14 protein-coding genes are annotated in these 13,083 nt (G+C 54.6%); 10 read left to right on the top strand and 4 right to left on the bottom strand.

What is annotated here, in order from left to right; all coding sequences use genetic code 11:
- Nucleotides 1-83 precede the first annotated feature (83 nt).
- From FGL10_RS04930 to FGL10_RS04885, 10 genes are all read left to right on the top strand, one after another.
- A complete protein-coding gene (locus FGL10_RS04930) occupies nt 84-383 on the top strand; it encodes an HLGFF motif protein (RefSeq protein WP_003708721.1) in 300 nt (99 codons plus the stop codon).
- Nucleotides 383-568, top strand: a complete 186-nt coding sequence (ccoS, locus tag FGL10_RS04925; RefSeq protein ID WP_003708723.1) for a cbb3-type cytochrome oxidase assembly protein CcoS — start codon at nt 383-385, stop codon at nt 566-568. Before FGL10_RS04930 ends, ccoS begins: the two co-directional genes overlap by 1 nt.
- Nucleotides 558-1,868, top strand: a complete 1,311-nt coding sequence (locus FGL10_RS04920; RefSeq protein WP_003708724.1) for an MFS transporter — start codon at nt 558-560, stop codon at nt 1,866-1,868. The genes ccoS and FGL10_RS04920 overlap by 11 nt, the downstream gene beginning before the upstream one ends.
- 154 nt (nt 1,869-2,022) lie before the next feature.
- A complete protein-coding gene (gene dnaQ, locus FGL10_RS04915) occupies nt 2,023-2,757 on the top strand; it encodes a DNA polymerase III subunit epsilon (RefSeq protein ID WP_003708726.1) in 735 nt (244 codons plus the stop codon).
- Nucleotides 2,754-3,443: a 2-C-methyl-D-erythritol 4-phosphate cytidylyltransferase gene (gene ispD / locus FGL10_RS04910; RefSeq protein WP_003708728.1), complete on the top strand. Its 690-nt coding sequence runs from the start codon at nt 2,754-2,756 to the stop codon at nt 3,441-3,443. Before dnaQ ends, ispD begins: the two co-directional genes overlap by 4 nt.
- Nucleotides 3,444-3,474: 31 nt before the next feature.
- Nucleotides 3,475-3,957 (top strand): 2-C-methyl-D-erythritol 2,4-cyclodiphosphate synthase, encoded by a 483-nt coding sequence (gene ispF / locus FGL10_RS04905; protein WP_036469604.1) that lies wholly within the window; start codon nt 3,475-3,477, stop codon nt 3,955-3,957.
- 76 nt (nt 3,958-4,033) lie between these two features.
- On the top strand, nt 4,034-4,705 hold the full coding sequence (gene rpiA, locus FGL10_RS04900; protein WP_003708731.1) for a ribose-5-phosphate isomerase RpiA: 672 nt from the start codon (nt 4,034-4,036) through the stop codon (nt 4,703-4,705).
- Between the two features lie 68 nt (nt 4,706-4,773).
- Complete coding sequence (locus FGL10_RS04895; protein WP_003708733.1) at nt 4,774-5,445, top strand: thermonuclease family protein; 672 nt, start codon at nt 4,774-4,776, stop codon at nt 5,443-5,445.
- A gap of 15 nt (nt 5,446-5,460) precedes the next feature.
- Nucleotides 5,461-5,640: a hypothetical protein gene (locus FGL10_RS12540; protein ID WP_003708735.1), complete on the top strand. Its 180-nt coding sequence runs from the start codon at nt 5,461-5,463 to the stop codon at nt 5,638-5,640.
- The gene (locus FGL10_RS04885) at nt 5,624-6,370 is read left to right on the top strand and encodes an amino acid ABC transporter permease (protein WP_003708737.1); all 747 of its coding nucleotides are present in this window, start codon (nt 5,624-5,626) and stop codon (nt 6,368-6,370) included. Before FGL10_RS12540 ends, FGL10_RS04885 begins: the two co-directional genes overlap by 17 nt.
- 752 nt (nt 6,371-7,122) lie before the next feature.
- On the opposite strand, the gene FGL10_RS04870 is transcribed toward FGL10_RS04885, so the two are convergent.
- The 4 genes from FGL10_RS04870 to FGL10_RS04845 form a co-directional block, all read right to left on the bottom strand.
- Complete coding sequence (locus FGL10_RS04870) at nt 7,123-8,541, bottom strand: sulfatase-like hydrolase/transferase (protein ID WP_003708746.1); 1,419 nt, start codon at nt 8,539-8,541, stop codon at nt 7,123-7,125.
- 545 nt (nt 8,542-9,086) lie between these two features.
- Nucleotides 9,087-10,805: an arginine--tRNA ligase gene (gene argS / locus FGL10_RS04855; protein ID WP_003708749.1), complete on the bottom strand. Its 1,719-nt coding sequence runs from the start codon at nt 10,803-10,805 to the stop codon at nt 9,087-9,089.
- A 91-nt stretch (nt 10,806-10,896) separates the two neighbouring features.
- Nucleotides 10,897-12,105: a nicotinate phosphoribosyltransferase gene (gene pncB, locus FGL10_RS04850; protein ID WP_036475117.1), complete on the bottom strand. Its 1,209-nt coding sequence runs from the start codon at nt 12,103-12,105 to the stop codon at nt 10,897-10,899.
- A 40-nt stretch (nt 12,106-12,145) separates the two neighbouring features.
- On the bottom strand, nt 12,146-13,000 hold the full coding sequence (locus FGL10_RS04845; protein WP_003708754.1) for a segregation and condensation protein A: 855 nt from the start codon (nt 12,998-13,000) through the stop codon (nt 12,146-12,148).
- Nucleotides 13,001-13,083 lie beyond the last annotated feature (83 nt).

Genomic DNA, 13,083 nt, shown 5'->3' with positions numbered 1-13,083 from the left:
TTTTTTGCGTTTTTCCCGTCCGAGCCGGTACATTCGCCCTGTTTTTAGTTGATGCCGTCTGAAAAAAGGCGGGTGGGGAATTTATGCATTATTTCAGTATTCACGACCAATCGGGCCGGCATATAGGCTTTTTTATTATGCTTGCCGACGACGAGTCGGAGGCGCGGCCTCAGAGCGGGCGTTTTGCCGTCAAACTTGAAGGCGGAATGGAAAATCATGTCCTTTCGCCGTTTGCCCAAACGGAAATCCCCCAGTATTGGCGCGTGGTCAAAGACCGCATCGGGCTGTTTTTTGACGAAGCCGAGGTGGGGGCTTTGCGTAACGAATATTTGACCGTGTCGGGGCAGACTTTTATTTTGAATGATTTGACAGGGAATATGTGATGGAAAGTATGTTTATATTGGTACCCATCAGCATTATTTTGGCGTTTGCCATCGGCTGGTTTTTTTGGTGGTCGGGTAAAAACGGGCAGTTTGACGACTTGGAAGGGCCGGCGCACCGCATTTTGATGGACGATGATTCGACAAGCAAATTGCTTGAAAAGAAAGAGGAAAAAGATGAAGGCTGAGCAGGGTGTCCGGGGATTGTGCAAAAGCCGCCGTTTCGCCCCGCTTTTCGCCACGCAGTTTCTCGGCGCGTTCAACGACAATGTGTTCAAAACCGCGCTGTTTGTGATGATCGGGTTTTACGGTTTGGGGGAAAACGGCTTCCTGCCCGCCGGGCAGATGTTGAATTTGGGCGCGTTGCTGTTTATCCTGCCGTATTTCCTGTTTTCCGCACTGTCGGGACAGTTGGGCAACAAATTCGACAAGGCTGTTTTGGCACGCTGGATTAAGGTGCTGGAAATCATCATTATGGCGGTGGCGGCATACGGGTTTTATACGCGTTCCGCCGTTTTGCTGATGGTGTGCCTGTTTTGTATGGGCGCGCAATCGACGCTGTTCGGCCCGCTGAAATACGCCATCCTGCCCGATTACCTCGACGACAAAGAGCTGATGACGGGGAACAGCCTGATTGAATCCGGTACGTTTGTCGCCATCCTGTTCGGTCAGATACTGGGGACGGCGGTTGCCGGCGCGCCGCCTTGTATTGTCGGGATACTGGTTTTGCTGGTCGCCGTCGGAGGCACGGCCGGCAGCCTGTTTATGCCGTCCGTACCCGCCAAGGCTGCCGATACACAAATCGAGTGGAATATTGTCCGTGGCACAAAATCCCTGCTGCGTGAAACGGTGCGGCACAAGCCCGTTTTTACCGCCATTATCGGTATTTCGTGGTTTTGGTTTGTCGGCGCGGTTTATACCACGCAACTGCCGACCTTTACCCAAATCCATCTGGGCGGCAACGATAATGTTTTTAACCTGATGCTTGCTTTGTTTTCCATCGGTATTGCCGCCGGTTCGGTACTGTGTGCCAAGTTCGGCAGGGAACGCCTGATGTTGGCTTGGGTAACGGTTGGTGCGTTCGGTTTGACGGTTTGCGGCCTGGTTTTGGTGTGGCTGACGCACGGTCATCGTTTTGAAGGGCTGAACGGCATTTTCTGGTTCCTGTCGCAAGGATGGGCATATCCCGTGATGGCGGTGATGACGCTGATCGGCTTTTTCGGCGGATTTTTCTCCGTTCCGCTCTATACCTGGCTGCAAACTGCCAGCAGTGAAACTTTCCGCGCCTGCGCTGTTGCCGCCAACAATATCATTAACGGTATCTTTATGGTTGCCGCCGCCGTTTTGAGCGCGGTGCTGCTGTTTTTGTTTGACAGCATTTCACTGCTGTATCTGATTGTCGCCTTGGGCAATATTCCGTTGGCGGTATTTTTGATTAAGCGCGAAAGGCGGTTTTTAGGCGCGGCGGCAATCGGGGAAAAACGGTAAATGCCGTCTGAACAGCCTGCACCGAAATACACAATCCGCCTGCCCAATGTTGTGAACACGCTGTGAATAAGTGGGTTTGTGCATTGAAATGAAAACAGAAAAATACATTGCTTAAAAAATAATCAATTCACAAAGATAGAAGAAAGACACCGATATGACGACACGCCAAATCATCCTCGATACCGAAACCACCGGTCTGTATGCCGACGGCGGCGACCGCTTGGTCGAGTTTGCCGGTTTAGAAATGGTCAATCGCCAAATGACCGACAAAAACCTGCACCTCTATGTCCACCCCGAGCGCGATATGCCCGAAGAGGCGGCGAAGGTGCACGGTCTGACGATAGAGGTTTTGGAAGAGAAAAATGCGCCGCCGTTTGCAGAGGTCGGCAGGCAGATTGCCGATTTCCTACGCGGTGCGGAACTGATTATCCACAATGCCAAATTCGACGTGGGCTTCCTCAATATGGAGTTCCGCCGGATGGGTCTGCCGACTGTCGAAGAACTCGGCTGCACCGTTACCGATACCCTGGCGATGGCGCGCGAAATGTTTCCCGGGCAGAAGGCCAGCCTGGATGCCCTGTGCAACCGTTTTTCCGTCGACCGCAGCAAGCGCGTCCTGCACGGCGCGCTGATCGACTGCGAGCTTTTGGGTGAAGTCTATCTTGCGATGACGCGGCGGCAGTTTGACCTGATGGGGGAGGACGAAAAGGAAGAGCCGGCGGCCCAACCTGCCGTATCTGTCGAAATGAAACGCAGCGCCAAGCTGAAAGTGGTTAAGGCGGATGAGACCGAACTGGCGGCGCACGAAAAATACCTCGACGGCTTGGGCGAGTCCTGTATTTGGCGCAAGGAGGCCGTGCCGTCTGAAAACGGCGGGGAAAACGCATGAAGCGCAAAAATATCGCGCTGATTCCCGCCGCCGGCATCGGGGCGCGTTTCGGTGCGGACAAACCCAAGCAATATGTCGAAATCGGCGGAAAAACGGTTCTGGAGCATACGGTTTGCATTTTTCAAAATCATCCGTCCATCGATATGACGGTTGTCGTCGTATCGCCGGAAGATGTCCTTGCCAATGGTTTTCAGACGGCATTTGCCGGTGTGGAAGTTTGGAAAATCGGAGGGCGGACTCGTGCCGAAACCGTCCGCAACGGTGTGGAAAAACTGTTGGAAACCGGTTTGGCGGCGGAAACCGACAATATTCTGGTACACGATGCCGCCCGATGCTGCCTGCCGTCTGAAGCCCTGACGCGGTTGATAGAACAGGCGGGCAACGCTGCCGAAGGCGGGATTTTGGCAATTCCCGTTGCCGATACGCTCAAACGCGCAGAAGGCGGACAAATCAGTGCAACTGTCGACCGTTCGGGGCTTTGGCAGGCACAAACGCCGCAGCTTTTCCGCGCCGGGCTGCTGCACCGCGCATTGGCTGCGGAAAACTTGGACGGCATTACCGATGAAGCGTCCGCCGTGGAAAAATTGGGTGTGCGTCCGCTACTGATACAGGGCGACGTGCGCAATTTGAAATTGACGCAGCCGCAGGACGCATACATCGTCAGGCTGCTGCTCAATGCCGTCTGAACTTCAATTCAAACCATCAGGAACAGAAATTATGACGAATATCCGTATCGGGCAGGGCTACGATGTCCACCAACTGACCGAAGGCAGAAAGTTGATACTCGGCGGAGTTGAAATCCCATTTGAAAAAGGGCTGCTCGGACATTCCGATGCCGACGCGCTGTTGCACGCCATTACCGACGCGCTGCTCGGTGCGGCAGGTTTGGGCGACATCGGCAGCCATTTCCCCGACACCGCCGCAGAGTTTAAAGATGCGGACAGTCGCGTCCTTTTGCGTGCGGCGTATCAAAGCGTTCAGGCGCAGGGTTGGCAGGCGGCCAATGTCGATACGACCATGATTGCACAGAAACCCAAACTCGCGCCGCACATTCCGCAAATGCGTGCCAACATCGCCGCCGATTTGGGCATAGACATTTCGTGCGTCAACATCAAAGGCAAAACCAACGAAAAACTCGGTTATCTCGGGCGCATGGAAGGCATAGAGGCGCAGGCGGCGGTATTGCTGGTACGGATTTGAACGCGGCGGGCAGGACGTGCAAAAAAATGTTAAGATTGCGGCTGTTTGTTGATACGGTTTCCCAAAGGACAAAAATATGACGACACAAGACGAACTCAAGCGCATCGCCGCCGAAAAAGCAGTCGAATTCGTACCCGAAAATGAATATATCGGCATCGGTACCGGCTCGACCATCAACTTTTTCATCGAAGCCTTGGGTAAGAGCGGTAAAAAAATCAAAGGCGCGGTATCTACTTCCAAAAAATCCAGCGAACTGCTTGCCCGGTACGACATTCCGGTCGTTTCCCTGAACGAAGTGTCCGGTTTGGCGGTCTATATCGACGGTGCGGACGAAGTCAACCACGCCCTGCAAATGATTAAGGGCGGCGGCGGCGCGCACCTCAACGAAAAAATCGTCGCCAGCGCATCAGAAAAATTCATCTGCATTGCGGATGAAAGCAAATATGTTTCACGTTTGGGCAAATTCCCTCTGCCCGTAGAAGTCGTCGAAAGCGCGCGCTCCCTTGTTTCGCGCAAACTGCTCGCTATGGGCGGACAGCCTGAATTGCGTATCGGCTACACCACGTTTTACGGCAACCAAATTGTCGATGTCCACGGCTTGAATATCGACAAACCGCTGACGATGGAAGATGAAATCAACAAAATCACTGGCGTGCTCGAAAACGGCATATTCGCCCGAGATGCCGCCGACGTGTTGATTTTAGGTACGGAAGAGGGCGCGAAAGTCATCTATCCCTGCCAAGGGTAATCCTGACGTTAAGATGCCGTCTGAAATCCGGTTCCGATATGTTCAGACGGCATCGGCATTTGAAAAATATGCAGATTAAAAAAATTATGAAATGGCTTCCCGTCGCCCTGTCGCTTTTGGGTGCGTTGGGTTATACGGGGTACGGCAGCGAGGCGGTGCGGACGGCGGTTGCCGTACTCGACGTACTCGGCACGGCAGGGGACGTGGGTTCCGACGCGCCCGCCCGCCGCCGAGTATCGGCGAAATCCGGCCACAGCTACACAGGCACGGTGTCCAAAGTCTATGACGGCGACACCCTGCACGTCATCGACGGCGACGGCGCAAAACACAAAATCCGTATGGCGTATATCGATGCGCCGGAGATGAAGCAGGCTTACGGCACGCGTTCGCGCGACAACCTGCGCGCGGCGGCGGAAGGCAGGAAAGTCAGCGTGCGCGTGTTCGATACCGACCGCTATCAGCGCGAAGTGGCGCAGGTTTTTGTCGGCAAAACCGATTTGAACCTGATGCAGGTGCAGGATGGGGCGGCGTGGCATTATAAAAGTTATGCTAAAGAACAGCAGGATAAGGCGGATTTTGCCGACTATGCCGACGCTCAAATTCAGGCGGAAAGGGAACGCAAAGGATTGTGGAAAGCTAAAAATCCGCAAGCGCCGTGGGCGTACCGCCGGGCAGGCAGGAGCGGCGGGGGCAATAAGGATTGGACGGATGCCGTGGGCGAATGGTTGGGCATTTGGTAAAGACACCGCACGGCTTTGAACGGCAAATGCCGTCTGAAAACCGCGCGTCCGGCATTTTTGCGGAAACGCGCAACCGCCGTCTGCCGCGATAAAAAAGTTCAGGCGGCGGTTTTTACGGTAAAATGGCGGATTATTTTGAAATGGCGGCAGTTTCGCCGGTTTTTGATACGGACACTATATGGATTTTCGTTTTGACATTATTTACGAATACCGCTGGATGTTCCTTTATGGCGCACTGACGACACTGGGGCTGACGGTCGTGGCGACCTCGGGCGGTTCGGTATTGGGGTTGCTTTTGGCATTGGCGCGCCTGATTCACTTGGAAAAAGCCGGTGTGCCGATGCGCGTGCTGGCGTGGGCGTTGCGTAAGGTTTCGCTGCTGTACGTTACGCTGTTCCGGGGTACGCCGCTGTTTGTTCAAATTGTGATTTGGGCGTATGTGTGGTTTCCGTTTTTTGTCCACCCTTCAGACGGCATTTTGGTCAGCGGGGAAGCGGCAGTCGAGCTGCGTCGCGGATACGGGCCGCTGATTGCCGGTTCGCTTGCTTTGGTTGCCAACTCGGGGGCGTATATCTGTGAGATTTTCCGCGCGGGCATCCAGTCTATAGACAAAGGGCAGATGGAGGCGGCGCGTTCTTTGGGTATGACTTATCCGCAGGCGATGCGCTATGTGATTCTGCCGCAGGCATTGCGCCGTATGCTGCCGCCTTTGGCAAGCGAATTTATCACATTGCTAAAAGATAGTTCCCTGTTGTCGGTGATTGCCGTGGCGGAGTTGGCCTATGTTCAGAATACGATTACGGGCCGGTACTCGGTTTATGAAGAACCGCTTTATACCGTCGCCCTGATTTATCTTCTGATGACGACTTTCTTAGGTTGGATATTCCTGCGTTTGGAAAAACGTTACAATCCGCAACACCGCTGATTGGAGTCATATCAACAAAAAGCTGCCCGGGTATTCATTTGAGGCAGCTTTTTTGTGGCAAATTTACATTCAAAGAGAAAACGCCCTATGCCGTCTGAAAGTCTTTCAGACGGCATCTGTCAGCCTCACGCAAGAGGGAATCCCATCTGTTTGGTTTCAATTTTTTGGGGTGATGTATGAGCCGTCATTCCCGCACAGGCGGGAATCCTGTCCGTTCGGTTTCCGTTGTTTTTGAGTTTCGGTTTTTCCGATAAATTTCTGCAGTTTCCGGTTCCGGATTCCCGCCTGCGCGGGAATGACGAATCCATCCATACGGAAACCTGCACCACGTCATTCCTACGAACCTACATCCCGTCATTCCCACGAAAGTGGGAATCCAGAACGTAAAATCTGAAGAAACCGTTTTATCCGATAAGTTTCCGCACCGACAGACCTAGATTCCCGCCTGCGCGGGAACGACGGCGGAGAAGTTTCGGTTTTCCCGATAAATTCCTGTGGCTTTGGGTTTCCAGATTCCCGCCTGCGCGGGAATGACGGCGGAGAAGTTTCGGTTTTTCCGATAAATTCCCGTGGCTTTGGATTCCCGCCTGCGCGGGAATGACGGTGGATGGTTTCTGTTTTTTTGATAACTTCCTGTGATTTTGGATTTTTGGATTCTTACAAAGCGACGATGAAAAAAGTGGGCTTGAGGGGGTCGGCCTGTCTGCAAAATGCCGTCTGAAGGCTGTTTGTGCGTTCAGACGGCATTGTTGTTATTTGATTTTGAAGTGCAGCCAGGCGACGTGCCCCTGTTTGAGGTAGCGGAAGGTTTCATTGAGGTTACCGACGGGCGGCGGATGGTCGCCGACGATAATGACTTCCACGCCTTTCATTTCGGGGCGTTGGATTAAATCCGCCAGTTGGTCGAAAAATTGGGTGTGCAGGCTGAAGTTGCGGCAGAGGTCGGTTTCGGCGGGCAGGCCGTATTCGGTGCATTTGAGCCTGTGGTTGAAAATGTCGGATTCGGGATAGTCGGCGTGGCTGGTCAGCGTCATCCAGTAAAACAGTCCCTTGTCGTGTTTTTTGAAAAATGCCGACACTTCGCCGAACAGCTCGCTGTCGCACACGCCGCCGAAAATGGCGCAGGTTTTTTTACCGATCAGGTTTTCGGCGGTTTTGATTTCTTGAAAGCCCGCCCTCGGATACCAGCTGAAGCGGTCGTAAAGCGAACTGCCCGCGCCGTGCATCGCAAAGGTGGCGTAACCTTCTTGTTTCAAACGGTTGGGGAGGCAGCGGGCAAATTTTTCGTCGGGCGCGCGGCGCAGTGCGAACCCGCGCAAACCGCCGTAGGCGCACAGTTCGCGCATTTCGCCTTCGACCGTCGCGCCGATAAAGGGAAAACTGCCGCTTTCCCAAACCGAAAAACGGTCTTTTTGCGCCAGCAGTTTGGCAAAAGTGGCGTTTTGAAGTTCGGGATTGGCCGGAAGCCCCCAAGATTCGGCGACGATAAAGAGGATTTTTTGAGATTTCGGCTCGTTCAGATGCGTGGCGGCACGCTGTTGATTGCCCAAGGGGAGGAAGACGGGATCGACCAGGCCGGCGGTAATAAAGTCGGCATTCTGGCTGACGGTGTAGAGCATCGCCTGACTTTTGACGTAATAGAAGTTGTTTGCGCCGAAGATATTGGCCATCCGCCCCCGGTCGTAGTAACTCAAATGGCCGGTGAAATAGCCGACTGCCGCCACGACGGCGGCACAGGCGGCAATGTGTCGGAAGTCGGTTTTGGCGGCGGCTTTCTGCAACACAAACGGCATCGCCAGCATATACAGCAGCAACAGCCCGGTCATTATCTGATAAGGGGCGGGGGCGGTCAGGATGAAGGGGACGAGGTTGATGGCGCCGATGAGGTCCATAAAAGGGAAGAGCTGGATCACCATCATCAGCCCGTCAAACAAAACCGCCAGCCAAAACGCCAATACGCCGGTAATTTTGACGAAACGCCAAGGCAGGGCGATCAGCAGCGCGGCGGGAAGGTAGTCCAAATTGACAATCGGGCGGGCGGTGGCGGTCAGCAGTGCCAAAACCCAAAACACCGCATTGGGGGCCAGCAGTATCAGCAGGGACAGCAGCAGCCGTTTCGGCAGGAATGGCGGCAGCGTCCATTGTTTGGAGAGCAGGGTGTGAATATTCATCGTATTTCCTTTTCGATTGAAACTTCGCCACTCGGACATCTGTCCTTCGGGGCGGCAGGATCAGACTTTATTTGGGAGGCGCAACCCCTTCCAAATCAGGGCAACACATAGGGCGGTGCTTTATATGTCGTCCTGTGTGTTGAAACATCTGCATTTCTTTCTGAAACAGGGGTATGTAAAACAGAGAACCGGATGACAGACCGATGCCGTCCGGGCGCGAAAGTGCGGCACGGTGCGGCAGGGGGCGCGCACGCGTGTCGGGGAAAGGAAAACAGGGAAAAGAGGCGGGCTGAAACCCTGCCTGAAGAAAAGGCGGGTTTGAGGGGCGGGAAAAGGGGAATGCGCCGCGCGGAAAGTGCGTGTGTCGGCAGGAAGGGGGTTATAATTTTTTGCTTGCTTGCTTGCTTGCTTGCTTGCTTGCTTGCTTGCTTGGCGTTTGTCTGTTTCGCATTTTGGGAGGGGCGGCGGATACGGTGTATCGCGCCGCTTTTTTCAGATTCGGATGAGGATGGCGAGGCTGTTGTCCGCAATCGGGCGGTGCGGTTTTACATTACGTCCAACACATCAATGCCCAGCAAATCCAGGCCTTGTTTCAGCGTGTCGCCGGTGAGTTTTGCCAGTTGCAGGCGGCTGTTGCGGCTTGCGCTTTCGGCTTTCAAAATCGGGCAGGCTTCGTAGAAGCGGCTGAACAGGGTGGCAATTTGGTAGAGGTAGGCGGCGAGGTAGTGCGGATACGCCGTGTCCGCCACGCTTTGCAGCACGTCTTCGAATTTCAGCAGCTCGGCGGCTAGTTGTTTTTCCAAAGGTTCGGTCAAAACGGTTGGCGCAGTTGCGTCCCATTCGCCTGCTTTGCGGAACACGCTTTGCACGCGGGTGTAGGCATATTGCAGGTAGGGGGCGGTGTTGCCTTCAAACGAGAGCATGGCGTCCCAGTCGAACACATAATCGCTGGTGCGGTTTTTGCTCAAATCGGCGTATTTGACCGCGCCGATGCCGACGGTTTTGCCGATTTTCGCCGCTTCGTCCGCGCCCAATTCGGGATTTTTCTCTTTCACCAAAGCGGTGGCGCGTTCGACGGCTTCGGTCAGCAGATCGACCAGTTTTACAGTGTCGCCGCTGCGCGTTTTGAACGGTTTGCCGTCTTTGCCCATCATCGTGCCGAAGCCGATAAACTCGGCTTTTGCATCTTCCGGCAAATAGCCGGCTTTGCGTGAAGTGGTAAAGAGTTGCTCAAAGTGCAGGGCTTGGCGGTGGTCGACGACGTACAGCAGGCGGTCGGCTTTCAGACGGCCTATGCGGTAGCGCAAACACGCCAAGTCGGTGGAAGCATAAAGGAAGCCGCCGCCTTGTTTTTGCACGATAAATGCGGCAGGTTCGCCCTCTTTGTTTTTAAACTCGTCCAAGAACACGACTTTTGCGCCGTCGTCTTCGACCGCCAAGCCTTTTTGAACCAAATCATCGACCACGGCTTGTAAATCGTCGTTGTACTTCGATTCGCCTGCCACGTCTTCGGGGCGCAGCTTCAAGCCCAGCGTGTCGTAAACGGCTTGGGCGTGCGAGAGCGAAATATCGACAAACTGTTTCCACAATGCCAATACGGTTTCATCGCCGCCTTGCAGCTTTACAACGTATTCGCGCGCGGTGTCGGCAAAGGCGGGGTCTTCGTCAAAGCGCACTTTGGCGGCGCGGTAAAACTGCTCTAAATCCGCCAGCTCGAACGCGGCATTGTCTTTTTGCTGCTCGACCAGATAAGCGACCAACATACCGAACTGCGTACCCCAGTCGCCGACGTGGTTTTGGCGGACGACGGTGTTGCCCATAAATGCCAACACGCGCGAAATGCTGTCGCCGATGATGCTGGAACGGAGGTGTCCGACGTGCATTTCCTTCGCCAGATTGGGCGAAGAATAGTCGATGACGACGGTTTTTGGCTTGTCAGTTTTTGCCACGCCGAAACGCGCGTCGTTCAAGGCCGTCTGAATGTTTTGCGCGAGAAATTCGGGGCGCAGACGCAGGTTGATGAAACCCGGACCGGCTACCTCCGCGCTTTCGATTACGGCGTTGTCCGCCAATGCTTCAGCCACTTTTTGCGCCAATTCGCGCGGATTTTGTTTGGCTTTTTTCGCCGCACCCATCACGCCGTTGATTTGGAAATCGCCGTGTTCGGCGTTTTTGGTCGGCTGCAAGACAACGGGGCTGCCGGAGATGCCTGCGGCGGCAAAGGCGGCGGCGGCTTCGCGTTCGACGGTTTGATGTAGGTTCATGAAGTTCGGTCTTTCGGTTAAATTCAAATCAGGCGGTATTTTAAAAGATTTTATGCGGCAGAAACAGGAATTGTGCGCTTTTTCTGCCGGTTTACGGCGTTTCGGGTTCGGGTACGTCGAACACTTGGCGCAGGTAGGCGAGGAAGGTGCTGTTGTTGGTCATGGTTTTGCCCGGAGAGTCGGACAGCTTGGCGACGGACTGCCCGTTGCATTCGACCAGTTTCAACACGATATTCAAGGGCGTATGCCCCATATCGTTGGTGAGGTTGGTGCCGATGCCGAAGCCGGTTTTGAAGCGGTCTTTGAAATATTGGTGCAATGCCCAAGAGCGTTCGATGTCCAGCCCGTCGGAGAAGGTCAGCATTTTGGTGCGGCTGTCGATTTTGAGCTTTTGATAGTGGGCGTAGGCTTTGTCGCCCCAAACGTAAGGGTCGCCGCTGTCGTGGCGCAGACCGTCGAAGAGTTTGGCGAAATAGAGGTCGAAATCGCGCAGGAAGGCATCCATACCGACAACGTCGGTCAGGGCAACGCCCAAATCGCCCCGGTATTCGTGTACCCAGCTTTCGAGCGCGGCTTTTTGGAAATTCCGCAGGCGCACATCGAGGGCCTGGAATGCCTGCAGGAACTCGTGCGCCATGGTGCCGATGGGGGTAATGCCGAGTTTTTTGGCGAGATAAACGTTGCTGGTCCCGCGTACGATGCCGGGTGCGGCTTCGAGCAGGGTGCGGATGACGTGTTCCTGCCACGCGAGCTTGTAGCGGCGGCGCGTGCCGAAGTCGGAAATCAGGAAGGGCGGTTCGTCGGGGTTTTGTGCGGCGGCGATTTCTTTCAGGCGCGCGGCTTTGGCTTGAAGCCGGCGTTCGCCTTCTTCGATAACGGCGGGGGTTTCCAGCCGGCGGAAGTAAAGTTCGTTGACAATGGCGAGGATGAAGATTTCAAAAAACATCGCCTGTATCATCGGGCCTTCGATGCGGATGTTCAGACGGCCTTTATCGTCTGTGCCGACTTCGACAAAGCGGCGTTGGAGCTGGAAGAGTTCGAGATAATCGACAAAGTCGCTTTTGATGAAGCGCAGGCTGCGGAGGTAGTCGAGTTCGTCGTGGGTGAAGCGCAGCCGGCAGAGCGCGTCGAGTTCGGCTTCCAAGTCTTCCCTGATGTCGGCAAGCGGATAGGGAGTCGAGGCATTGCGGCATCGGAATTCGTAAAGGCTGTGCGTCTGCGGAAACTGGTGCAGAACTACTTGCAGCATAGTGAATTTGTAGAGGTCGGTGTCAAGCAGCGAATGTATGATGCCGGTCATATGGCGTGTCTCCCGATTTCTGTTGGCGGCTTGGGGCGTATTAGAACACATCGCGCCCGCCCTGTGTGCCGAAAATGCCGTCTGAAGGCGTTTCTTGATGATTGGGGCTGATTCGGATTTCCCCGAAACCGTCTTCCTGCACGATTCTGACCAAGCCTTCCTTGGCAAGCTCCAGCAGCGCGATGAAATTGACCACTACATAAGCCGCACCCTGTCCGGGCTTGAACAGGTCGTGAAACCCGCATATCCCGTGTCCGTTCAGACGGCGCAGGATTGCCGCCATTTGCGCGCGCACGGAAAGGGTTTCTTGGATGACTTCGTGGCTGCGCGTGTGTTTCGCCCGCGACAAAATACTCAGCCAAGCCTGCGTCAGGTCGGTAATATAGACTTCGGGCAGCCTGACCTCGGCGGCGATTTCCAAAGGCAGATATGCCCACGCGAAATCCCGTCCGGCGCGGGGCAGCGCGTCCAAGCCCTGTGCCGCCAGCTTCATTTGTTCGTAAGCCAGCAGGCGGCGCACCAGCTCGGCACGCGGGTCGGCCTCGTTTTCTTCGGTTTCTTCGGGGCGCGGCAGCAGCAGGCGGGATTTAATCTCAATCAATACCGCCGCCATCAAAAGATATTCCGCCGCCAAATCAAACTGATAGGCTTCCATTTGGGCAATGTAGTGCAGATACTGCCCGGTAATTTCCACCATCGGAATATCGAGAACATCGATGTTCTGTTTGCGGATCAGATACAGCAGCAAATCCAAAGGGCCTTGAAAACTGCCCAATACGACTTTCAGCGCGTCGGGCGGAATAAACAAATCCCGGGGCAAATCGGTAACGGGTTGGCCGAATACCCATGCGACGGTGTGCTCGGATGGTGCGGATGGGGCAGGAATGGGCGGCATGGCGTGAATCGGTAAGTGGATTTCAATATTAAGTTTACAAAAGAAAACAATCTGCCGGCATTCACGCGTAATGTGGTCGGGCA

Source organism: Neisseria lactamica (genome assembly GCF_901482445.1).
GTDB lineage: Bacteria > Pseudomonadota > Gammaproteobacteria > Burkholderiales > Neisseriaceae > Neisseria > Neisseria lactamica.
Note: the sequence above shows the minus strand (reverse complement) of the source record. Positions and strands in the feature narration are given on the sequence as shown.

Bases quoted from the DNA above. Each gene is read 5' to 3' on its own strand.
- FGL10_RS04930 (WP_003708721.1), top strand. From the start codon at position 84: ATGCATTATTTCAGTATTCACGACCAATCGGGCCGGCATATAGGCTTT.
- FGL10_RS04870 (WP_003708746.1), bottom strand. From the start codon at position 8,541: ATGAATATTCACACCCTGCTCTCCAAACAATGGACGCTGCCGCCATTC.
- argS (WP_003708749.1), bottom strand. From the start codon at position 10,805: ATGAACCTACATCAAACCGTCGAACGCGAAGCCGCCGCCGCCTTTGCC.
- FGL10_RS04920 (WP_003708724.1), top strand. From the start codon at position 558: ATGAAGGCTGAGCAGGGTGTCCGGGGATTGTGCAAAAGCCGCCGTTTC.
- dnaQ (WP_003708726.1), top strand. From the start codon at position 2,023: ATGACGACACGCCAAATCATCCTCGATACCGAAACCACCGGTCTGTAT.
- FGL10_RS04885 (WP_003708737.1), top strand. From the start codon at position 5,624: ATGGATTTTCGTTTTGACATTATTTACGAATACCGCTGGATGTTCCTT.
- FGL10_RS04895 (WP_003708733.1), top strand. From the start codon at position 4,774: ATGCAGATTAAAAAAATTATGAAATGGCTTCCCGTCGCCCTGTCGCTT.
- ispF (WP_036469604.1), top strand. From the start codon at position 3,475: ATGACGAATATCCGTATCGGGCAGGGCTACGATGTCCACCAACTGACC.
- pncB (WP_036475117.1), bottom strand. From the start codon at position 12,105: ATGACCGGCATCATACATTCGCTGCTTGACACCGACCTCTACAAATTC.
- rpiA (WP_003708731.1), top strand. From the start codon at position 4,034: ATGACGACACAAGACGAACTCAAGCGCATCGCCGCCGAAAAAGCAGTC.
- ispD (WP_003708728.1), top strand. From the start codon at position 2,754: ATGAAGCGCAAAAATATCGCGCTGATTCCCGCCGCCGGCATCGGGGCG.
- FGL10_RS04845 (WP_003708754.1), bottom strand. From the start codon at position 13,000: ATGCCGCCCATTCCTGCCCCATCCGCACCATCCGAGCACACCGTCGCA.
- ccoS (WP_003708723.1), top strand. From the start codon at position 383: ATGGAAAGTATGTTTATATTGGTACCCATCAGCATTATTTTGGCGTTT.